This is a genomic window from Erwinia aeris, assembly GCF_041224955.1.
Classification (GTDB): domain Bacteria; phylum Pseudomonadota; class Gammaproteobacteria; order Enterobacterales; family Enterobacteriaceae; genus Erwinia; species Erwinia aeris.
In genome coordinates this window covers 49,328-70,584 of record NZ_JBGFFX010000013.1, presented here as the reverse complement: position 1 = coordinate 70,584, position 21,257 = coordinate 49,328, and the positions used below count along the sequence as shown (strand labels likewise).

At 56.9% G+C, this 21,257-nt stretch carries 17 protein-coding genes; 12 read left to right on the top strand and 5 right to left on the bottom strand.

Annotation, left to right across the window (positions count from 1 at the left end):
- Positions 1-9: 9 nt before the first annotated feature.
- From mlaD to mlaF, 3 genes are read right to left on the bottom strand one after another with little or no spacing between them, the layout of a single operon-like run.
- Positions 10-549, bottom strand: coding sequence for an outer membrane lipid asymmetry maintenance protein MlaD (gene mlaD / locus AB6T85_RS18975; protein WP_301250721.1), 540 nt, complete (start codon positions 547-549; stop codon positions 10-12).
- Between the two features lie 4 nt (positions 550-553).
- A complete protein-coding gene (gene mlaE, locus AB6T85_RS18970) occupies positions 554-1,336 on the bottom strand; it encodes a lipid asymmetry maintenance ABC transporter permease subunit MlaE (RefSeq protein WP_253457882.1) in 783 nt (260 codons plus the stop codon).
- 4 nt (positions 1,337-1,340) lie between these two features.
- Positions 1,341-2,153 carry a phospholipid ABC transporter ATP-binding protein MlaF gene (gene mlaF, locus AB6T85_RS18965; protein WP_125287093.1) on the bottom strand — a complete coding sequence of 271 codons (813 nt, stop codon included), beginning with the start codon at positions 2,151-2,153 and terminating at the stop codon, positions 1,341-1,343.
- 233 nt (positions 2,154-2,386) lie between these two features.
- On the opposite strand from mlaF, the gene AB6T85_RS18960 reads away from it, so the two are divergent.
- From AB6T85_RS18960 to npr, 11 genes are all read left to right on the top strand, one after another.
- Positions 2,387-3,367 carry a calcium/sodium antiporter gene (locus tag AB6T85_RS18960; RefSeq protein ID WP_301250723.1) on the top strand — a complete coding sequence of 327 codons (981 nt, stop codon included), beginning with the start codon at positions 2,387-2,389 and terminating at the stop codon, positions 3,365-3,367.
- Positions 3,368-3,381: 14 nt separating this feature from the next.
- Positions 3,382-4,368 (top strand): arabinose-5-phosphate isomerase KdsD, encoded by a 987-nt coding sequence (gene kdsD, locus AB6T85_RS18955; RefSeq protein WP_253457877.1) that lies wholly within the window; start codon positions 3,382-3,384, stop codon positions 4,366-4,368.
- Between the two features lie 13 nt (positions 4,369-4,381).
- On the top strand, positions 4,382-4,945 hold the full coding sequence (kdsC, locus tag AB6T85_RS18950; RefSeq protein ID WP_253457874.1) for a 3-deoxy-manno-octulosonate-8-phosphatase KdsC: 564 nt from the start codon (positions 4,382-4,384) through the stop codon (positions 4,943-4,945).
- Positions 4,942-5,514: an LPS export ABC transporter periplasmic protein LptC gene (lptC, locus tag AB6T85_RS18945; RefSeq protein WP_253457871.1), complete on the top strand. Its 573-nt coding sequence runs from the start codon at positions 4,942-4,944 to the stop codon at positions 5,512-5,514. The genes kdsC and lptC overlap by 4 nt, the downstream gene beginning before the upstream one ends.
- Positions 5,486-6,028: a lipopolysaccharide ABC transporter substrate-binding protein LptA gene (gene lptA, locus AB6T85_RS18940; RefSeq protein WP_125287088.1), complete on the top strand. Its 543-nt coding sequence runs from the start codon at positions 5,486-5,488 to the stop codon at positions 6,026-6,028. Before lptC ends, lptA begins: the two co-directional genes overlap by 29 nt.
- A 3-nt stretch (positions 6,029-6,031) precedes the next feature.
- Positions 6,032-6,757: an LPS export ABC transporter ATP-binding protein gene (lptB, locus tag AB6T85_RS18935; protein ID WP_253457868.1), complete on the top strand. Its 726-nt coding sequence runs from the start codon at positions 6,032-6,034 to the stop codon at positions 6,755-6,757.
- Between the two features lie 48 nt (positions 6,758-6,805).
- Positions 6,806-8,239, top strand: coding sequence for an RNA polymerase factor sigma-54 (gene rpoN, locus AB6T85_RS18930; RefSeq protein WP_253457865.1), 1,434 nt, complete (start codon positions 6,806-6,808; stop codon positions 8,237-8,239).
- A gap of 22 nt (positions 8,240-8,261) precedes the next feature.
- A complete protein-coding gene (hpf, locus tag AB6T85_RS18925) occupies positions 8,262-8,549 on the top strand; it encodes a ribosome hibernation promoting factor (protein ID WP_125287085.1) in 288 nt (95 codons plus the stop codon).
- A 193-nt stretch (positions 8,550-8,742) separates the two neighbouring features.
- A complete protein-coding gene (gene ptsN, locus AB6T85_RS18920; RefSeq protein ID WP_199746329.1) occupies positions 8,743-9,225 on the top strand; it encodes a PTS IIA-like nitrogen regulatory protein PtsN in 483 nt (160 codons plus the stop codon).
- An 89-nt stretch (positions 9,226-9,314) separates the two neighbouring features.
- Positions 9,315-10,169 (top strand): RNase adapter RapZ, encoded by an 855-nt coding sequence (rapZ, locus tag AB6T85_RS18915; protein WP_125287083.1) that lies wholly within the window; start codon positions 9,315-9,317, stop codon positions 10,167-10,169.
- Entirely contained in the window at positions 10,166-10,438 is a 273-nt protein-coding gene (npr, locus tag AB6T85_RS18910; protein WP_125287082.1) for a PTS phosphocarrier protein NPr, read from the top strand. Before rapZ ends, npr begins: the two co-directional genes overlap by 4 nt.
- A gap of 274 nt (positions 10,439-10,712) precedes the next feature.
- On the opposite strand, the gene mtgA is transcribed toward npr, so the two are convergent.
- Both mtgA and arcB read right to left on the bottom strand, forming a co-directional pair.
- Complete coding sequence (gene mtgA / locus AB6T85_RS18905; protein ID WP_301729949.1) at positions 10,713-11,432, bottom strand: monofunctional biosynthetic peptidoglycan transglycosylase; 720 nt, start codon at positions 11,430-11,432, stop codon at positions 10,713-10,715.
- Between the two features lie 875 nt (positions 11,433-12,307).
- Positions 12,308-14,641, bottom strand: a complete 2,334-nt coding sequence (gene arcB, locus AB6T85_RS18900) for an aerobic respiration two-component sensor histidine kinase ArcB (protein ID WP_253457859.1) — start codon at positions 14,639-14,641, stop codon at positions 12,308-12,310.
- Between the two features lie 1,063 nt (positions 14,642-15,704).
- Here arcB and AB6T85_RS18895 point away from each other — a divergent pair.
- On the top strand, positions 15,705-21,230 hold the full coding sequence (locus AB6T85_RS18895; RefSeq protein WP_369896363.1) for a glutamate synthase-related protein: 5,526 nt from the start codon (positions 15,705-15,707) through the stop codon (positions 21,228-21,230).
- Positions 21,231-21,257 lie beyond the last annotated feature (27 nt).

Sequence of the window (21,257 nt, the reverse complement as noted above, 5' to 3'; positions counted from 1 at the left end):
CTGCTCCTCTTAAGGGTTAGTCGCTGCGGCCGGGGCAGGCTCGCCGCCGTTCTCCGGCGCCGCGTTTTTACTCTCGTTACCGTTGCCGCTCTTATACAGGAACTGGCCTATCAGATCTTCCAGCACCATTGCCGACTTGGTGTCCTGAATGGTGCTGCCATCCTTAAGCATAGCCGTTCCCATCTCCGGATCGTCAAAACCGACGTTGAGCGCCAGATACTGTTCGCCCAGCAGGCCAGAGGTTCTGACCGCCAGCGAGCTGGTATCCGGCAGCTGATTATATTTGTCTTCGATATCCATCGAGACGCGCGGCAGATAGGTTTTCTCATCCAGGCCGATATCCGTCACGCGGCCAACTACCACGCCGCCAATTTTCACCGGCGAACCGCTTTTCAGCCCGCCGATATTGTCAAAGGTAGCGTAGAGCCGCCAGGTGGGTTCGCTGCCCAGGGATTTCAGATCCGCCACGCGCAGGCAGAGAAACAGCGCCGCGCAAAGCGCCAGCAGTAAAAAGACCCCTACCCAAATTTCGCTTTTTTTCGTTTGCATCGAATCAGTTCCCAAACATCAGTGCTGTCAGCACAAAATCCAAACCGAGCACAGCCAGAGAAGCATGTACTACAGTACGCGTCGTCGCCCGGCTAATGCCTTCAGAAGTCGGCACGGCATCGTAGCCGTTAAACAGGGCAATCCAGGTGACGGTAAAGGCGAAAACGGCGCTTTTGATCACGCAGTTGACGATATCGGTACGGATATCCACGGCGTTTTGCATCGCCGACCAGAAAAAGCCGCCGTCGATGCCTTTCCAGCTGACGCCCACGATAGCGCCGCCCAGTATACCTACCGCGACGAAAATTAGCGTCAGCAGCGGCATACTGATAAAACCGGCCCAGAAGCGAGGAGAGATAATCCTGCGCAGCGGATCGACCGCCATCATCTCCATGCTGGAGAGCTGCTCGGTCGCCTTCATCAGACCGATTTCCGCCGTAAGCGCCGAGCCTGCCCTGCCGGCAAACAGCAGCGCCGTGACGACCGGCCCCAGTTCGCGCAGCAGCGACAGCGCCACCAGCATCCCCAGGCTGCTGTCGGCCCCGTAGGTATTCAGCACCAGGTAGCCCTGCAAACCCAGCACCATGCCGATAAACAGGCCGGAAACCACGATAATCAGCAGCGACAGCACGCCAATGCTGTACAGCTGCTTGATCACCAGCGGCGCATGTTTGCGGAAGCGGGGAATGCCTATCAGCGCGTGAAAAAGCATCAGCCCGGCGCGGCCAAACGAGGCGCAAATATTGATCCCCTGACGTCCGACGGACGCCAGTGCACGTAGTAACATCAGATTAACTCCCTGAGCCGGTTAGATCCTGCAGATAGTCGCCTGCGGGAAAACGAAAAGGAACCGGGCCGTCGGCGATGCCGTCGATAAACTGGCGAACCCGGGCATCTTCATTTTCATGCAGCGCGCTGGCCGTTCCCTGAGCGATAACTTTCTGTCCGGCGATAATGTAGGCGTAGTCGGCAATGCTCAGCACTTCCGGCACGTCGTGTGAAACCACAATGCAGGTCATGCCCAGCGAGTGGTTCAGCTCGTCAATCAGCTTGACCAGCACGCCCATGGTGATCGGGTCCTGCCCGACGAAAGGTTCGTCGAACATAATCAGATCCGGCTCCAGCGCGATAGCTCTGGCCAGCGCCGCGCGCCGCGCCATGCCGCCGGACAGCTCGGAAGGCTTTAGCTGAGCCGCGCCGCGCAGGCCGACGGCTTCCAGCTTCATCATCACCGTGCTGTGCAGCAGCGCGGGCGGCAGCTGCGTATGTTCGCGCAGCGGCCAGGCGACGTTGTCAAACACCGTCAGATCGGTAAACAACGCGCCGGACTGAAATAACATGCTCATTTTTTTACGCGCTTCGTAGAGACGCGAGCGCGAAAGCGCGGGGATATTTTCCCCGTTAAACCAGATTTCGCCGGCATCGGGACGCAGCTGACCGCCGATCAGACGCAGCAGCGTGGTTTTACCAATGCCTGAAGGGCCCATAATGGCTGTGACTTTCCCTTTCGGCACCGTAAGCGAGATGTTATCGAAAACCGGGCGATCGCCGCGAGCGAAGCTGACGCCCCGAACGTCCACCAAATTCGTCTCCGTCTGGCTCATTGTGACCTCTTATCCTCTTTTCCAGGCATTTCATCCTCTACCGATGGTAACGTATAACCAGCGGAACTGGACACTTTTACAGAAACTTATCCGTCTGACGTAGCGAAAGTTGGCATAAGTTTTACTTTTTGCTTTCAGACCGTCAAAATCAGCGCGTTCGCGGCCATTTTACCGGCCCGTTTTGCTCGTCGTGCAAGGCAAGCCGACGATTATACCCGATCAAAGGACATTTCATGCTTGTAGCTACCGCACTATTGATTATCGGCCTGGTCCTGCTGGTATATGGTGCAGATCGTCTGGTGTTCAGCGCGGCTATCCTGTGCCGCGCAATTGGCGTTCCTCCGCTGATTATCGGCATGACCGTGGTCAGCATAGGCACCTCGCTGCCTGAACTGATCGTCTCTTTCTCCGCTTCCCTGCACGGCCAGATGGATTTAGCGGTTGGCACGGCGGTCGGCTCCAATATCACCAATATTCTGCTGATCCTCGGCGGCGCGGCGCTGCTGCATCCCTTAAGGCTGTATTCCAGGCTGCTGGCGCGCGAGCTGCCGTTGATGCTGCTGATTACATTAATCAGCGGCCTGCTGCTGTTTGATAATATGCTAAGCCGCAATGACGGCCTGATCCTGATTGCCTTTGCGGCAGGCTACCTGTTGTTTATTATCAACATTGCCCGCAAAGCGGAGCGTGGCGATACGGATTCGCTGACGCGCGAACAGCTTGCCGAACTGCCGCGTGACGATACAGGCAACACGGTGGCGTTTCTCTGGCTGGGCGTGGCGCTGATTATTTTACCGATGTCGACCCGTATGGTTATCGACAACGCAACGGTTATCGCCAATTTTTTTGGCGTCAGCCAACTGGTGATCGGCCTGACGGTGATCGCTGTCGGCACCAGCCTGCCGGAGCTGGCTACGGTGATTGCCGGCGCGCTGAAAGGCGAAGATGATATCGCCATCGGCAATCTGATCGGCTCTAACATCTACAATATTGCCATTGTACTTGGCATTCCGGCGCTGCTGCATCCGGGCGCGGTGGATATGCATGCTTTTGCCCGCGACTACTGGATCATGCTGGGCGTCAGCGCGCTGTTTACGCTTATCTGCCTGCGCCGTAGCCGCTGTATCGGCAGAGTGGCGGGCGCGCTGCTGCTGACAGGCTTTGTTGCCTGGGTCGCGTTACTCTACTGGCTTCCTTCGGCCACCTTTTGGTAAAAGGATTAGAACCTATGTCACCTGTTACTCTACGGCCCGACTTTGATTTTCAGCAGGCGGGGAAAGATGTTCTGACGATTGAACGTCAGGGACTGGAACAGCTCGATCGGTACATTAACGAAGACTTTACCGAAGCCTGTAAGCAAATTTACAACTGCCACGGCAAAGTGGTGGTGATGGGCATGGGGAAATCGGGCCACATCGGCAAAAAGATGGCGGCCACCTTCGCCAGCACCGGCACCCCGGCGTTTTTCGTGCATCCGGCAGAGGCCAGCCACGGCGATCTTGGCATGGTCAGCTCGGGCGATATTGTTATCGCCATTTCCAACTCCGGCGAATCCTCCGAGATCCTGGCGCTGATCCCGGTGCTGAAGCGGCTGCGCGTCTCGCTTATCTGTATGACCGGCCGTCCCGACAGCGCGATGGGCCGCGCGGCAGATATCCATCTCTGTGTTAAAGTACCGCAGGAAGCCTGTCCGCTGGGGCTGGCGCCGACCACCAGCACCACGGCAACGCTGGTGATGGGCGACGCGCTGGCGGTAGCGCTGCTGAAGGCGCGCGGCTTTACGGCTGAGGATTTCGCCCTCTCCCATCCGGGTGGCGCACTGGGCCGCAAGCTGCTGCTGACCGTTGACGATATTATGCATAGCGGCGATGAAATTCCTCGCGTCGGCCGTGACGCCTCGCTGCGTGACGCCCTGCTGGAAATCACCCGTAAGAATTTAGGTATGACGGTAATCTGTGACGATTTGATGAAGATCGAAGGGATTTTCACCGATGGCGATCTGCGACGCGTCTTTGATATGGGCATTGATATTCAACATGCCAGTATCGCCAGCGTTATGACCTCGGGCGGCGTACGGGTGCGGCCCCATACGCTGGCGGTCGATGCCCTGAATCTGATGCAGAGCCGTAATATTACCGTTTTAATGGTAGCCGACGGCGATCGGCTGCTTGGCGTAGTGCATATGCACGACATGCTGCGTGCCGGCGTGGTTTAACAAGGAATAAAAAATGGCTGGCGCAAGCTGGATAAGTACCTGTTATGGCGACGTGAGCGAGACCGTGATGGCGCGCGCGCGTGAAATTAAGCTGTTGATTTGTGACGTAGATGGCGTGATGTCCGACGGTGTGATTTACCAGGGCAATAACGGCGAGGAGCTAAAAGCCTTCAACGTGCGGGACGGCTACGGCATTCGCTGCCTGCTGACCTCGGACGTGGAAGTCGCTATTATCACCGGTCGCAAGGCAAAGCTGCTGGAAGATCGCTGCGCCACGCTGGGCATTACGCATCTTTACCAGGGCCAGTCGGATAAGCTTTTGGCCTTCCGCGAACTTCTGGATAAACTGTCGCTGATGCCGGAGCAGGTCGCCTACATTGGCGATGACCTGATTGACTGGCCGGTAATGGCGGAAGTCGGCCTGAGCGTGACCGTAGCCGATGCGCATCCCGTGCTGCTTCCTCGTGCCGACTACGTTACCCGCCTCGCGGGCGGACGCGGCGCCGTACGTGAAATTTGCGATCTGATCCTAATCGCGCAGGATAAGTTTGATAAGGCCAAAGGGCAGTCTGTATGAGTAAAACAAGGCGTTGGATTACGCTCCTGCTGGCGCTGGTAGCGATCGTGCTGATTGGCTGGAACCTGGCCGATACGGATAAGCCTGCGCCCGCGGCCAGCAACGCGCTGGAGCCGACCTATACGAGCCAGTCGTCCAATACGGTGGTGTATAACCCGGAAGGCGGACTGAGCTACAAGCTGGTATCCGAGAAAGTAACCTACTTTTCCGCCGACGCGGTAAGCTGGTTCGATAATCCGGTCATGACCACCTATGACGAAAACAAAGTGCCCACCTGGTCGGTACGGGCAGACAAGGCCAAACTAACCAATGACCGTATGCTCTATCTTTACGGCCACGTCGAGGTCAACAGTCTGGCCCAGGACGCCCAGCTACAACGAATTAAAACCGATAACGCCGTAGTGAACCTTGTCACGCAGGACGTTACCTCAGAAGATCGGGTAACCTTATACGGCAACAGCTTCAGCTCTAGCGGCATGAAGATGCGTGGCAATTTACGGAAGAAAACCGCCGAGTTGATTGAAAAGGTCAAAACCTCCTATGAAATTCAGAATGCGAACCAACCTTAAGTTTTTGACGCTCGGCCTGCTGCTGACTGCCAGCCTGCCCGCTCTTGCCCTGACGGGCGATTCGGATAAGCCGGTCAACGTGGACTCCGAAAATCAGGCGCTGGATATGCAGGGCAACGTGGCGACCTTTACCGGCAACGTCATCGTGACCCAGGGCTCGATCAAAATCACCGCGGATAAGGTTGTGGTCACGCGTCCGAACGGCGACAGCAACAAAACCATCGTGGATGCCTGGGGCAATCCGGCAACGTTTTATCAGATGCAGGACAACGGCAAGCCCGTTAAAGGCCATGCGCAGAAAATGCACTACGAGCTGGCGAAGGATTTCGTCGAGCTGACGGGCAGCGCTTATCTGGAGCAGCTGGACAGCAACGTCAAAGGCGATCGCATCACCTATCTGGTGAAAGAGCAGAAAATGCAGGCCTACGGCAATACCGGCAAGCGCGTCACTACCGTGCTGGTGCCTTCGCAGTTGCAGGATAAAAACGCCTCCTCCCCCAAGAAGAGTAACTAAGCCATGGCGACTTTAATTGCGCAAAATCTGGCGAAGGCCTACAAAGGCCGACGCGTGGTGGAAGATGTCAGCCTGGAGGTAAAATCCGGTGAGATCGTCGGCCTGCTGGGCCCGAACGGCGCCGGTAAGACCACCACGTTTTATATGGTGGTGGGCATTGTGCCGCGCGACGCGGGCCGCATCGTTATCGACGATGAAGATATCAGTATTCTGCCGCTGCACGCGCGCGCGCGTCGGGGCATCGGCTATCTGCCGCAGGAAGCCTCTATTTTCCGCCGCCTGAGCGTGTACGACAACCTGATGGCGGTGCTGCAAATCCGTGAAGATTTAACGGCGGAACAGCGAACCGATCGCGCCAACGAGCTGATGGAGGAGTTCCATATCGCGCACCTGCGCGACAGCATGGGTCAGGCGCTTTCCGGCGGTGAACGCCGTCGCGTAGAGATCGCCCGCGCGCTGGCGGCGAACCCTAAATTCATCCTGCTGGATGAGCCTTTCGCAGGCGTCGATCCGATTTCGGTTATCGATATCAAAAAGATTATCGAACACCTGCGCGACAGCGGCCTGGGCGTGCTTATCACCGATCACAACGTCCGTGAAACGCTGGCCGTCTGCGAACGAGCCTATATCGTCAGTCAGGGACACCTGATCGCTCACGGCTCGCCTGAGCAAATCCTCCAGGATGAACAAGTTAAGCGCGTCTATTTGGGCGAAGAGTTCAGACTCTGATAAGGTGTTCAGACCGGTCAAGATTTTTAAGGAATAAGTATCCTGAATATGAAGCAAGGTTTGCAGCTCAGGCTTAGCCAACAGCTTGCCATGACGCCACAACTGCAGCAGGCGATACGTCTGCTGCAACTCTCTACGCTTGAACTCCAGCAGGAAATTCAGCTGGCGCTGGAAAGCAACCCGCTGCTTGAACAAACCGATCTTCACGAAGAAGTCGACAGCCGCGAATATCAGGAAAAAGAGGCGCTGGATACCCGCGAGGCGCTGGAACAAAAAGATATGCCGGAAGAGCTGCCGCTCGACGCCACCTGGGACGAAATCTACACCGCCGGCACGCCGTCGGGCACCGGCACCGACTACCACGACGACGAGCTGCCTGTTTATCAGGGCGAAACCACCCAGTCGTTGCAGGACTACCTGATGTGGCAGGTAGAGCTGACGCCTTTTACCGATACCGATCGCGCCATCGCCACCGCCATTGTCGACGCCGTGGATCCGACCGGCTATCTGACCGTTTCTCTTCAGGAGATCCAGGAGAGTATCGGCAACGAAGAGCTTTCTGCGGAAGAAGTCGAAGCGGTACTGAAGCGCGTTCAGCGGTTCGATCCGATCGGCGTCTGCGCACGCGATCTGCGCGACTGCCTGCTGGTGCAGCTGTCGCAGTTCGTGGATGACACGCCCTGGCTGAAAGAGGCCAGGCTTATTGTCAGCGACCATCTGGATCTGCTGGCTAACCACGACTTCCGCAGCCTGATGCGCGTCACGCGGCTGAAAGAGGACGTGCTGAAAAACGCCATGCAGCTGATCCAGTCGCTTGACCCGCGTCCCGGCCAGTCGATTAATACCAGCGAACCGGAATATGTCATCCCGGACGTGCTGGTGCGTAAAATCGGCGCCCGCTGGGTGGTGGAACTGAATGCCGACAGCGTGCCGCGCCTGAAGATTAACCAGCACTATGCTTCGCTGGGCGGCAGCTCTCGCAGCGACAGCGACAGCCAGTTTATTCGCAGCAATTTGCAGGAAGCCCGCTGGCTGATAAAAAGTCTGGAGAGCCGCAACGATACGCTACTGAAGGTCACGCGCTGCATCGTCGACCAGCAGCAGGCTTTCTTCGAGCAGGGTGAAGAATTTATGCGTCCTATGGTGCTGGCGGATATCGCCTCCGCCGTAGAGATGCACGAATCGACGATTTCACGCGTTACCACGCAAAAATACCTGCACAGCCCACGCGGTATTTTTGAACTGAAATATTTCTTCTCCAGTCACGTGAACACCGAAAGCGGCGGCGAAGCCTCTTCCACGGCCATTCGCGCGCTGGTGAAGAAATTGATCTCGGCGGAGAATCCCGCCAAGCCTCTTAGCGACAGCAAGCTGACCACCCTGCTCTCCGACCAGGGGATCATCGTGGCCCGCCGCACCGTCGCGAAGTACCGAGAGTCTTTATCCATCCCGCCCTCAAATCAGCGCAAGCAGCTGGTCTGAACGAACAGATAAGGAAGAGCTTATGCAACTCAATATTACCGGGCAGAATGTTGAAATTACCGAGCCTTTACGTGAATTCGTGGTGGCTAAATTCGCCAAGCTGGAGCAATACACTGACCGTATCGGGCAGGTTTATATTGTGCTGAAGGTGGAAAAGGTGACGCAGGTCGCCGATGCGACGCTGCACGTCAGCGGTGGTGAGTTGCACGCCACCTCGGAAGAAAAAGATATGTATGCGGCGATTGACGGCCTGATTGACAAGCTGACACGCCAGCTGAATAAACATAAAGACAAGCTGAAGCAGCATTAATTACCCTTGCAGCATTGATTATTTTTTCGCCACCCTTATCTGATAAGAATGTGGTGTAAACTAACCGGCTCGTCTTCTGATTGCAGAAGGCGGGCCGTTAATCAACGGGCATAATGCATTCGACTGATGGCCTGCCGAACGATCGGGCAGCGCCGTTTTGCCAGGCGGAAGTGAATACCTAAGTGAACCTATGATGAACAATGACCTGACACTGGAACTGAGCTCGGTCCTGAGCCTTTCCTGTACCCGCAACGGCGTGCACTGCCAGAGCAAAAAGCGGGCGCTGGAGATTATCAGCGAGCTGGCGGCCAAACAGCTTAATCTGCCGCATCAGACGATCTTTGAAGCGATCCTGACGCGTGAACGTATGGGCAGTACCGGCATAGGTAACGGCATCGCGATCCCACACGGCAAGCTGGTGGAAGATACGCTGCGCGCGGTAGGCGTGTTTATCCGTCTCGATCAGCCGGTAGCCTTCGACGCTATCGATAATCAACCGGTCGATCTGCTTTTCGCCCTGCTGGTGCCTGCCGATCAGTGTAAAACGCATCTGCACACGCTCTCGCTGGTCGCAAAACGTCTGGCCGATAAAACGGTCTGCCGCCGACTGCGCGCTGCGCAAAGCGATGAAGAGCTGTTTGCTATCATGGCAGAGGAACCACAAGCCGCCTCTTAAGCCTTTAGTGGGCCGGTCTGTCGGCCCGAGCGTATGCACAGGGAAGTTCCCCGTCCCTTTGGAAAGGCTTCAAATCAGGAGAATAAGTCATGGTGCTGATGATCGTCAGCGGGCGTTCTGGTTCCGGTAAGTCCGTCGCGTTGAGGGCGCTGGAGGATATGGGCTTCTACTGCGTGGATAATCTGCCCGTGGTGCTGCTGCCGGAGCTGGCCAGGTCACTGGCGGATCGTAACATCTCGGCGGCCGTCAGTATTGACGTGCGCAATATGCCAGAGTCGCCGGAAATCTTTGAGAAAGCGCTGACCGGCCTGCCCGACAGCTTTTCGCCGCAGCTGTTGTTCCTGGATGCCGATCGCAATACGCTGATCCGGCGCTACAGCGATACCCGACGCCTGCATCCGCTTTCCAGTAAAAATCTTTCGCTGGAAAGCGCCATCGATGAAGAGAGCGATCTGCTGGAGCCGCTGCGCTCGCGTGCGGATCTGATCGTCGATACCTCGGAGATGTCGGTGCACGAGCTGGCCGAAATGCTGCGCACGCGCCTGTTAGGCAAGCGGGAACGTGAACTGACGATGGTGTTTGAATCCTTCGGCTTCAAGCACGGTATTCCGATCGATGCCGATTACGTGTTCGACGTCCGCTTTCTGCCGAACCCGCACTGGGATCCGAAACTGCGGCCGATGACGGGGCTGGATCGTCCGGTGGCCGCTTTCCTGGATCGTCATACCGAAGTGCACAATTTTATCTATCAGACGCGCAGCTATCTTGAACTCTGGCTACCGATGCTGGAAACCAACAACCGCAGCTATCTTACCGTGGCGATTGGCTGTACCGGCGGTAAGCATCGCTCGGTTTATATTGCCGAACAGCTTGCTGACTATTTCCGCTCGCGCGGCAAGAACGTTCAGTCCCGTCATCGTACTCTGGAAAAGCGCAAATCATGACCGTTAAACAAGTGGTTGAGATCAAAAACAAGCTGGGTATGCACGCCAGACCGGCGATGAAGCTGTTTGAACTGGTGCAAAGCTTTGATGCCGAGGTGCTGCTGCGCAACGAGAGCGGCACGGAAGCGGAAGCCAGCAGCGTTATTGCACTGCTGATGCTGGATTCGGCGAAAGGCGGACAGATTGAGATTGAAGCCAGCGGGCCGGAAGAAGAAAAAGCGCTGGCGGCGGTGATCGAACTCTTTAACGCTGGCTTCGACGAGGATTAATCAGCCGCTCAGACGCGCTCAGCGCCCCTGAGCGCGGTTCTTGACCCTCAAGCGTACCGTTCCTCTCGGCGGCGCTTATTACGCCCCTGAGCGCTGTCCTTGCTCGTGATGCTCTGCACACACTTATGCACCTCTAAGCACGGTGCTTTCTCCACAGCGTACCTTTTCCTCTTGGCATGGCTTATTACTCCCCTGAGCGCTGTCCTTGCTCGTGATGCTCTGCACACACTTATGCGCCCCTGAGCATGGTTATTTCTTTCAGGCTACCTTTCTGTCAGCGTAGCTTATGCGCGTTCAGAAAACCTTCTCCGCCCAGCTGGCGCATCTGGCGTAAGATCCACTGCTGCCGCTGGCGCACATAGGCCGACGGCGCGTCGGCGCGAAAACGGATCGGGTTCGGCAACACGGCCGCCAGCAATGCCGCTTCCGCCATTGTCAGGCGACTGGCGGGCTTATGAAAATAGCGTTGCGATGCCGCTTCCACGCCAAATACGCCCTCGCCGAACTCCGCTACGTTCAGATAGACCGTCAAAATGCGCCGTTTTGTCCACACGGTTTCGATCGCAACCGTCAGGCCCGCTTCCAGTCCCTTACGTATCCAGCTGCGCCCGTCCCATAAAAAAACGTTCTTTGCGGTCTGCTGCGATAGCGTAGAAGCGCCGCGCATGCGGGTCTCTTCACCATCCAGCACCGACTGGATCGCCTGTACGTCAAATCCCCAGTGGTCGGGAAATTTTTGATCCTCTGAGGCGATAACCGCCAGCGGCATCCAGGGAGAGATATTTTTCATCTCTACCCAGTCTGAATGCGCGACATAACGGAAATCGCCGCTCAGCCAGGCGCCAATCTGCCTTTCTGCCATCACGGCAGAGAAAGGTACGGGCAAAAAAGAAAAAAGTAGGATCCCGGCGATCGCGATCCCGGCCAGGCCGATCGTCACTCGTAACGCCCAGGTTTTTAGCCGCTGTCCGCTGGTTTTTTTGCGCTGCTTCATTAACATTTATCCATAATGATCTTATGAATTCCTGTAACAGGAACCCGTTCGTACAATGTAAAAAAGCGGTGCGGGGCGCAACGCATTTGACTTAATGTAAACGTTTGCATGCGCTTACAACTTGAAGCACTTTGTAAATGTATTAAGTGCTTCAATCACTTCCGCGCATTCGGAATCGGTTCCATGCCGTAAACGAACCTGTAGCGATGAAGAAACAATCAACGCGGTTCGTCCGCGCAATGCCAGCCAATTCATTCATGAACCTTATAAATTGCGTGAGTTAGCTTTTGCTAATTTTATCTTAAAGGCCCCTCAGAATGGCTGTGGGCCCAGGTTATGCTTTTCGGTTGGTGAGCGAAAATTGCGCCTTAAGTTAAAAGGATTACGATAAAAACATGTTTATTAATCGTTAATTCCTTCCAATATCACTTTCCATTTTGTTGTACCGTGCGGTTTCACAAGAGAGACACCAATCTCACAAAAAGAACATGTTTTACATGGAGTTAAATATTTGCCAGGCGAGGTGAAATTCTTTTAGCATCACTGCTAGCGATCAATGGAACCGGTTACCTGAATACGTCAATCAAAACCGGACAAAAACTGGCACAATTGTATAATTTTTGCGCAAGATCGCGAATAAATTCATTCCGTGCTTGACTGTATCATCAAATTAATGTTTTCTGTCTGGAAACGCTGCTCCACATCACACATTTTAATGAATCTTGTAACATGTGATGGGAGTTTTGCTAAGGTAGTTCCTGAGCGTTTTACCCAATACCGCGCCTGCGCTTCGATACTCTTACTTTAAGAACAGCGTAGGCCTCAAGTTTCCCTGGTGTTGGCGCAGTATTCGCGCACCCCGGCCTCGGTCGGGGTCATTTTTTTTGGGCCTTTGATACCCATTCCCGCAGTACCGCAACGTCGTTACGCCACTCGTGTTTCAGCTCGTCAATCCACTCCTGCACATTGTCCCACCACGCCGGTAGCTCAGGGCTTTGGATCTGTTTCGCCAGCTGCTGTAAATGGACCAGACCAACCGATCCCGCCGCGCCCTTGATCTTGTGCCCTTCTTCCGCAATGCCTTTTTGATCGCGCGCGGTCATGTTCAAATCCAATACTTCCAGATAACCTGGCATCATCTTTTCAAACATTTCCAGACTCTGCACAATCAGCTGCGGCCCAACCAGCTCGATATACTGCTCCAGCATGGTGATATCCAGCAGCACGGGCGCGTCAGAGTGAGAAGCTTCCGCCGGCTCGTCCTCCTGCTCCTGGTAGTCCCAGTACTTCTGGATAATGGCGGTCAGCGCCGGTACCGCCAGCGGTTTACTCAGCACGTCGTCCATGCCCGCGTCCAGATACTCTTTTTTATCTTTAAGCACGTTAGCGGTCAGCGCCACCAGCGGCGGCAGCTGTTGATGGCCGTAGCGCCGATGGATTTCCCTCGCCACGTCAAGGCCGGTCATATCCGGCAGCTGAATATCCAGCAGCACCAGATCAAACTCTTCGGGATCGAACATCGTCAGCGCTTCTGCGCCCGTCATGGCCACTTCAACGCTGTTGCCCAGCTTCTCCAGTACCGAACGCGCTACGACCACGTTCAGCTCGATATCCTCAACCAGCAGGACGTGCAGCGCCGGTAGCGGCATATCGTCCGCAGGCTGCTCGGCTTCATGCTGCGTCACGACGCGCGGCGCATTAACCGTCAGCGTAAAGCAGGAGCCCTTACCGGGCGCGCTGCGCACGCTGATATCTCCGCCCATGCTCTGCGCCAGACGACGCGAAACCGCCAGCCCAATGCCGGTGCCGGTCGCCGGTTTGCCGCCATGCTGATCTTTCACCTGATAATACATGGCGAAGATTTTGTCCTGCTCATCCTGCGGGATCCCCATGCCGGAATCTTCCACCTCAAAGCGCAGACAATCCTCGCCCTGATAGGCCACCCGCACGATAATGCTGCCCTGCTGGGTAAATTTCACTGCGTTACCGATCAGGTTCCACAGGATCTGACGCAGCCGCGTGCCGTCGGTGATAATTTTATGCGGCAGCGGCGGATGGGCGTCGAGCACGAACTTCAGTCCTTTCGGCTGGGCCAGCAGGCCGGAGAGATTCTCCAGATCCGCCAGGAAGCCGGTAAAATCAACCGGCTGGTTATCCAGCTGCACCTTGCGGCGCTCGATCTTGTCCATTTCGATAACGTCATTGAAAATATTGCCCAGCGTGATGGCCGAGACGTGGATGGTTTTCAGGTATTTCAACTGCTCCGGATTCAGCTCGGTATCCAGCAGGATACGGCTCAGACCGACGATGCCGTTAAGCGGCGTACGAAGCTCGTGGCTGATCGTAGAGATAAAGGTGGTCTTTTCCCTGCTCGCGTTCTCTAAAGCGTCCTGATAGCGTTTACGCTCGGTTATATCGCGTCCAAAGCCCATCAGCCCGCTGCGTTTACCTACGCGGTCGTAATAAGGCACTTTACGGATCTCAAAGCAGGCCTTGCGGCCATCGGGATACTGCAGCCACTGCTCGTAGGTCAGCGAAACATTGTGGCGAAAGACCTTCTCGTCCGTTTCCAGCACTTTGGTGGCGGCATCACGATCGTAGACATCGTGCGGCGTCAGGCCGATAAGCTGCTTCTCGCTTTTGCCCGTCAGCAGCTCCATGGCCCGGTTGCAGCCGGAAAACTGCTGATCGATATTGCGGTAGAACACCAGATCGGGCGAGGCGTCCAGAAACGAACGCAGGAAAGAAGACTGCTGCTCCAGCTCAATCTGCGCCTGCTCGCGCCTGGTCATCTCTTCCGTCAGTTTGTCCATCACCTGCAGGCGCGCTTTTTCCGCCTTGATACGATCGGCGATCTCCTGATTAAGCTGGGTAATGTTCTCCTTCATCTGCTGGTTTAGCTCCAGATCGCGATGGCGCATCTCTTCAAGCTTATCCACCAGGCGCGCCAGGCGCTGCCGCGACTCCTCCAGCTGCTCAACCACCACCGACAGGAAATAGACGGCCCATGGCGTTATCAACAACCCGAAAAAGACCGAGCGAACCATATCGATGCTTTCTACATGTCCGCGCAGCACCATCGTGACCGCCATCTGCACGATCATTGCCAGCACCACCAGCGCAGAAGCCAGCAGCAAAGAAAAACGCACCAGCCCCAGCTTCACCATTAAATCGACGTAGTACTGGGCTAACAGACGAATTTGTTTCATAAAAGGTCCCTTCGAGAGCAATACCGTCAATCATACCGCAAAAGCTTAAAAGACAAAGGTTACGGCCCCCTGCGCAGGCTGCACCACTGCGGTGCAGCCTGAAAGCAATGCCACGATTGACGTTCCGCGCGCCTGTCAAAAGACAGGTCAGTATCGTCTCCGGCCATCCGCTAAGCCTGCCGCCGTTTAGCGCTGGGGAAGCATGACCGTCTGGCGAACACCGCCGCTGTTTTGCGCTATTAAGCGTGACCGCGACCCGCGCGGCCGTTGACTTTGGTTACCAACAGACTTTGTAACAGCGGTACAGGGTATACGCGGTTGAGCACCATCGGTACGCGAAAAGTGATGTTTAACCTGTGCATAGTCCGTTTTGCCTTAAGTGCATTATCCGTTTTTGCAATTCATAGCGATAAGCGCCTGCCGCCGCGCTTTCGCCTGAAACGCAATGAATAAAAATTCACATTAAACGTGGATGCAATCAAAACCAGCCTGATTAATTTTACTAATGATGCACGGGGGTTTAATTCAAATAAGCCTCCCCGTTAAAAACAGCCGCTTTCAATGATTAAGGCTACTTTATTAGCATTTTCTGCTGGCAATACCCCCAGCACCAGCATGGTGCAGAGATTTGCGCCCTGCACTACAGTGAGACAGTTCACACTTCCTGGGGGGTAAATGACGAAACTATACACAGAAAAAATCGGTATAAAATATATAAAAACAATAACTTACCTAAAAGACACCTCCACAAAGCCCCCCTAAGCGCGCTATTTGACCTGAGTACGCTTTCCCGATAAGTTGGAATTTCGCTGGAAGCGTTCCTGACGGGCCAGTGTCTCGGCATATCTATGCAGCAAGAAGACTCCCCAGGCTTTCTCCTCTCAGAGACCCGGAAAATAACGAGCAGCTCCCTTCAGCATGGCCTGAAGAGAACATGCCCGGCGCACAGTCGCCCACTTAAAAGCAGTCAGGAAAAAAACGATACAGAGCCAGGGGAGTCTTCTCCATTGCATTCTGTGCCTGAAATAACGTAGGTAATGTCAAAGAAGTCAGGAGGTCTGCCATGTCCAATCCAAAAGCGTTTCCCTATGGTCTGTATGACCCATCGAAAGAAAACGACAGCTGCGGCGTCGGTTTCATTACCCGTAAGGACGGCGAGCAGACCCATGAAATTCTTCAGATGGCGCACAGCGCGCTCTGCACCGTGCCGCATCGCGGCGGCATGTCTGCCGAGGGCGTAGGCGACGGCGCAGGTGTTAACGTTGATATTTCACTGCACTTTTTCCGCAAAATTACCGGCATGCCGCTCAATTCCGGTCGCTTTGGCGTCGGTAACTTTTTCGTGCCGAAAGACGATGCGCTGCGCGCCAACGCCGAAGGGCTGGTAGAAGAGACGCTGGCCGCACACGGGCTGGAGGTGATCCTTAAGCGCGAGCTGCCGCTGGATACCAGCGTATTGCGTCCGGCCGCCCTTCAGTTCCAGCTGCCTATCGTACAGTGGATTTTTAACGCGCCTGCCGATGTGGCAGACCAGACCGCCTTTGAAAAACGTATTTATCGCGCCCTGCTGGCTATCGAAGCGCGCGCCTTTACCGAAAGCGAATTCGGCGGGCTTTACCCGCTTTCTCTTTCGTCACGTACCCAGGTGTTCAAAGCGCGCCTGAACTCCAATGAAGTGATCCCCTATTTCAAAGATCTGACCGATCCGGATCACCAGGTGCGCGGCCTGTTTTTCCATACCCGTTTCTCGACCAATACCGATCCGCATACCACGATGGCTCAGCCGTTCCGCCTGATGGCGCACAACGGCGAGCTGAACACCGATCGTAAAAACCGCATCGCCGAAGCCGCGCTGGCGCTGGCTCGCGGCAAGAAGATCGTCCGGCCGAAGGGGCAGTCCGACAGCTCGCGTCTGGATCAAAGCATCCACAGCCGTCTGATGGAAGATAACCTCGATTTAATCAACGCCGTGGTTTCAATGATGCCGCCCGCGTGGGAAAACGACGATACGCTGTCGCCGGAAGTGCGCGCCATGCTGGAGTATTTCTCGCTGTACGAAGAGAAAAACGACGGCCCGGCCGCGCTGATTTTCGGCAACGGCGACGTCATCGGCGCGCGTCTGGATCGTCTTGGCCTGCGTCCGCTGCGCTCGGTGGAAACCGCCGAGTATATCGGCGCGATGTCCGAAGCCGGCCAGATCGCCTTCCCGCCGGAGAGCGTGCTGCGTCGCGGCCGTATCGAAGCGGGCGGGATGCTCTATTACGATCACAGCGAAAAGCGCAGCTACACCACCCTGGAGGCGCTGGAAAAACTGGCGGCGGAAAAAGATTATCCGACGCTGCTGGCGCAGGCGCGCGTAACGCTGAGCGATCTGCCGGTGGTGCCGGCGGAAATTCAGGGTTCGCCTTTACGCTACGGCGGCGACCTGAAAACCTATCAGCGCTTTGTGGCCTACTACTACAACCAGGAAAGCTTCAAGTTCATGATGGATCCGATGCTGGCGACCGGCGCGGAGAAAATTTCCGCCATGGGCTACGGCAACGCCATCAACGGGCTTTCCGATCATGAAGGCGGCATGGCGCACTACTTCTCGCAGCGTTTTGCGCAGGTAACCAACCCGCCGCTGGACTCCATCCGCGAAGTGGACGGCATGACGCTGCGCGTCGCGCTGGGCGCCAAGCCGCATCTGGGCCGCAGCAAAGGCCGGCAGATTATCGTGCCGACGCCGATCCTGACGCATCTGGATATGTTGCAGCTGCGCGAGCAGAACGTGGCGCCATACGCCCGTTTCGATATGCTTTATCGTCCGGTCGTGGGCAGCGATGCGCAAAGCCGTGCCGATAACGCCGCCGCGCTGGAGCAGGCCATTGACGATCTGGCGCAGCAGGTGGTGGATTTTGCCCGCGAACAGGGCGGGATCGCGGTGCTGACCGACCGTCATATCTCGAGCGAGCGCGCCGCCATACCGATGCTGCTGGTGGTTTCCGCCATTAACCAGCGTCTGGTACAGGAAGGCCTGCGTCTGGACGTGTCGCTGGTGGTCGAGAGCGGACAGAGCATCTCTTCGCACCATATCGCCGCCGCGCTGGGCTTTGGCGCGTCCGCTATCTATCCACTTGGCGTGCAAATGCGCGCCGAGGAGAAATATGGCGAAGGCGAAGAAGGCAACAAAGCCTTTAAGCGCTATGCCAAAGCCGCTGAAAAAGCGCTGATGAAAACCATGGGCAAGGTTGGCCTCTGTACGGTTGAAAGCTACAGCTGCGGCGAATTCTTCGAGCCTAACTTCCTGGATACGGAAGATCGGGTGCTGAAGAAATATTTCCCGAATATCAAAACGCCGGTCGGCGGCGCGGGCTTCGCCACTATCGCGCAAATGGCCGTGGACTGGCACCAGAGCGCGCTGAGAATTCAGGGCGAATCAGAGGTGCCGCTGCTGGGCCTGTTTAAAGAGCGTGCCGAAGGCGCGGGTCACTCTTACGGCACTATCGCGGTGCGGACGTTTATCGATATGACGGAGCAGCCGCTGCGCTTTGTCGACAAGCCGCGTGAAGAAGATGAGTTTATTCGTCTGCTGACGCTGGCCCGTCTGGATAACGCTTTTAATATCAAGCCGGACTCCTTCGCCGACAGCAGCTTTAAGCGTATCCCGAATGCGACCATCGACAGCTTTACCATCACGCAGGACTACCGTGAGTTCTCCAGCCAGATGCAGGAAGAGCGTAAACGTCGTCCGGCGGCGCTGCGCGATATCCTGACCTTCCCGGCGGATCTGACCCACGTGGACAGCGAAGCGGAGTTTTCGCGCAAGCTGGGCCGTTACTCGCTGATCAACAACGGGTTTGCCGTGCGCGGCCTGCTGTGCGAAGCCACTGACGGCAGCGAAGGCCGCTTTACGCTGCGGCTTTCCGACACCATCAAGGGGCTGAAAACCGAGGTGGAACGTCTTTCCGCCCTGCTGGGCGCGCTGAAAGGCCGTTTCGCCGACGAGATCGCCAGCGGTGAAGTCACGGCGAACGGTCTGCATATTATTGCCAGCGGCAAAGCGGCGGACTATCTGTCGCGTATGTTTACCACGTCGCCTTCGCTGCCGTTAAGCGAAGTGCAGCCGGCCAGCGAAATCACCCGCACCTTTGCTTCCGGCGCAATGAGCCACGGCGCGCTGGTGGCCCCGGCCCATGAGGCGGTGGCGCACGGCACCAATATGGTCGGCGGCATGAGCAACTGCGGCGAAGGCGGCGAGCACTATTCGCGTCACGGCACTATCCGCGCTTCGCGCATCAAGCAGCTGGCCTCCGGTCGTTTCGGCGTTTGGGCAGCCTATCTGGCGGATCCGATGCTGGAAGAGCTGGAAATCAAAATCGGCCAGGGCGCCAAGCCCGGCGAAGGCGGTCAGCTGCCTGCGGCCAAAGTCACCGTGGAGATCGCGGCAGCGCGCGGCGGCACGCCTGGCGTGGAGCTGGTTTCGCCGCCGCCACACCATGACACCTATTCCATCGAGGATTTGGCGCAGCTGATCCACGACTGTAAAGCGGCGCGCGTGCGCGTTATCGTCAAGCTGGTGTCGTCTGAAGGCATCGGCACCATCGCCGTCGGCGTGGCGAAAGCGGGCGCGGACGTGATTAACGTGGCGGGCAACACCGGCGGCACCGGCGCGGCTTCGGTCACCAGCCTGAAATATACCGGCCGCGTGGCGGAAATCGGCATCGCGGAAGTGCATCAGGCGCTGTGCGCCAACGGCCTGCGTGACAAAGTGCTGCTCCGCAGCTCCGGCGCGCAGCAAACCGGCAGCGACGTGGTGAAATCCGCGCTGTTGGGCAGCGACAGCTTCGAATTCGGCACCACGGCGCTGATGATGCTGAAGTGCGTAATGGCGAAAAACTGCAACGTGAAATGCCCGGCCGGTCTGACCACCAACGCCGAAGCCTTTGACGGCGATCCTCGCCAGCTGGCGCAGTATTTTATGAACGTGGCGCATGAAGTGCGTGAGATCCTGGCGCGTCTTGGCCTGCGTTCGCTGCGCGAAGCGCGCGGCCGTTCCGATCTGCTGCACCTGATGGATCACCCGCTTGAAGTCGGCAAGCTGGATCTGCGCGCCATGCTTACCGTGGTGCCGGAAATCAAAATCATGCAGCCGGTCTATCTGGAAAAAGATTACGAGCTGGACGATGGCTGGATCGCACAGGTAGAGCGCGCGCTGGCAACGGCAAGCGTTATCGAACTGGGCAACGGCGTCACGCTGAACAACCGTAACAAGAGCGTCGGCGGCCAGCTGGCTATCGATATCGAACGCCTGCTGAACCATAAGCTGAGCAAAGCGGAACTGGCGGCGATGCCTGCCGCGCTGGCCGACGATCGGGGCCGCCACTATCTGGCGCCGGAAACGGTGAAGATCGCCACGTCCGGCTCGGCCGGGCAGTCCTACGGCGTCTTCTGCAACGACGGCATGCAGCTGCGCCATCGCGGCACCTGTAACGACGGCGTGGGCAAAGGCCAGTGCGGCGGCGAAATCGTGGTGATGTCGCCAGGCGGCGGCTCGCAGGATGCGGAAGGCAACGTATTAATCGGTAACTTCGCGCTGTTCGGCGCCACCGGCGGCCGACTGTTCGTTCAGGGACAGGCGGGCGACCGCTTCGCCGTGCGTAACTCCGGCGCCACGGCGGTAGTCGAAGGCGTGGGCGATTTCTGCTGCGAATATATGACCAACGGCGCGGTGCTGAACCTGGGCACCTTCGGCACCGGCTTCGGCAACGGCATGAGCGGCGGCTTCGCTTATCAGTACGACCCGTACCGCAAGCTGGCGAGCCATGCGGCAGGCGACTCCGTGCTGTTCGGCTCGATCGCGGATAACGACGAGATGGCCAGAACCCACAAAGATGCGGTGCTGACCATGCTGCGCTGGCATCTTGCGGCGACCGGTTCGCCGCGTGCGGCCTGGCTGCTGGCGCACTGGGAAACCGAGTGCCAGCACTTTGTCTACGTGATGCCGCGTTCGCTGCTGCTTTATCAGGACAGCAAGGAAATCCTCAAGGCGAAAGCGCGTAAGGATCTGCTGGAAGAGCTGTCTACCGCGATGGCCGCCCACCAGGTGGCGAAGTTTAAAGCCGCCTGGCGGAACAAATCCGCTATCGCCAACGGCGCGGTACCCGCTTACGGCGCGACCGATACGCCGGAGATGTTTGTCCTGCTGAACAACTACACCGTGCTCAGCTTTGCGCAACAGCTCGCGCTCTCTCGCCTGCCGAAAGGCACCTCGGTGAATAACGTCGCCGTGGAAAAAGCGGTACGCAACCTGCTGATGACGGAAGATTTCGCGCTGGTCAGCAAGCTACAGCGTCATGCGCGCTCGGCAATTGAAAACTACAGCGATGACGAGCTGGCCTGTCTGATTGCCGCCAAACGCATGGCGGATTACAAAGCGGCGCTGACGCAGCGCAATATCCGCTCGATGGATAGCCTGGCGACCTATGGCTGGATTATCTATCAGGATGCGCGCAACCGCGAAGTGTTGGGAGGACTGCCGGACTTTGAGGAGCTGTTCGCCCGCGCCGCGCTGCCGGAGATTGCTGCTGCCGTCGGGAAACTCTCCTGACGACCGGCTCCTGTTTATATGACGGAT

Bases quoted from the DNA above. Each gene is read 5' to 3' on its own strand.
- ptsN (WP_199746329.1), top strand. From the start codon at position 8,743: ATGAACAATGACCTGACACTGGAACTGAGCTCGGTCCTGAGCCTTTCC.
- lptC (WP_253457871.1), top strand. From the start codon at position 4,942: ATGAGTAAAACAAGGCGTTGGATTACGCTCCTGCTGGCGCTGGTAGCG.
- mlaF (WP_125287093.1), bottom strand. From the start codon at position 2,153: ATGAGCCAGACGGAGACGAATTTGGTGGACGTTCGGGGCGTCAGCTTC.
- hpf (WP_125287085.1), top strand. From the start codon at position 8,262: ATGCAACTCAATATTACCGGGCAGAATGTTGAAATTACCGAGCCTTTA.
- kdsD (WP_253457877.1), top strand. From the start codon at position 3,382: ATGTCACCTGTTACTCTACGGCCCGACTTTGATTTTCAGCAGGCGGGG.
- AB6T85_RS18895 (WP_369896363.1), top strand. From the start codon at position 15,705: ATGTCCAATCCAAAAGCGTTTCCCTATGGTCTGTATGACCCATCGAAA.
- kdsC (WP_253457874.1), top strand. From the start codon at position 4,382: ATGGCTGGCGCAAGCTGGATAAGTACCTGTTATGGCGACGTGAGCGAG.
- AB6T85_RS18960 (WP_301250723.1), top strand. From the start codon at position 2,387: ATGCTTGTAGCTACCGCACTATTGATTATCGGCCTGGTCCTGCTGGTA.
- rapZ (WP_125287083.1), top strand. From the start codon at position 9,315: ATGGTGCTGATGATCGTCAGCGGGCGTTCTGGTTCCGGTAAGTCCGTC.
- lptA (WP_125287088.1), top strand. From the start codon at position 5,486: ATGAAATTCAGAATGCGAACCAACCTTAAGTTTTTGACGCTCGGCCTG.
- rpoN (WP_253457865.1), top strand. From the start codon at position 6,806: ATGAAGCAAGGTTTGCAGCTCAGGCTTAGCCAACAGCTTGCCATGACG.
- mlaE (WP_253457882.1), bottom strand. From the start codon at position 1,336: ATGTTACTACGTGCACTGGCGTCCGTCGGACGTCAGGGGATCAATATT.
- arcB (WP_253457859.1), bottom strand. From the start codon at position 14,641: ATGAAACAAATTCGTCTGTTAGCCCAGTACTACGTCGATTTAATGGTG.
- mlaD (WP_301250721.1), bottom strand. From the start codon at position 549: ATGCAAACGAAAAAAAGCGAAATTTGGGTAGGGGTCTTTTTACTGCTG.
- mtgA (WP_301729949.1), bottom strand. From the start codon at position 11,432: ATGAAGCAGCGCAAAAAAACCAGCGGACAGCGGCTAAAAACCTGGGCG.
- npr (WP_125287082.1), top strand. From the start codon at position 10,166: ATGACCGTTAAACAAGTGGTTGAGATCAAAAACAAGCTGGGTATGCAC.
- lptB (WP_253457868.1), top strand. From the start codon at position 6,032: ATGGCGACTTTAATTGCGCAAAATCTGGCGAAGGCCTACAAAGGCCGA.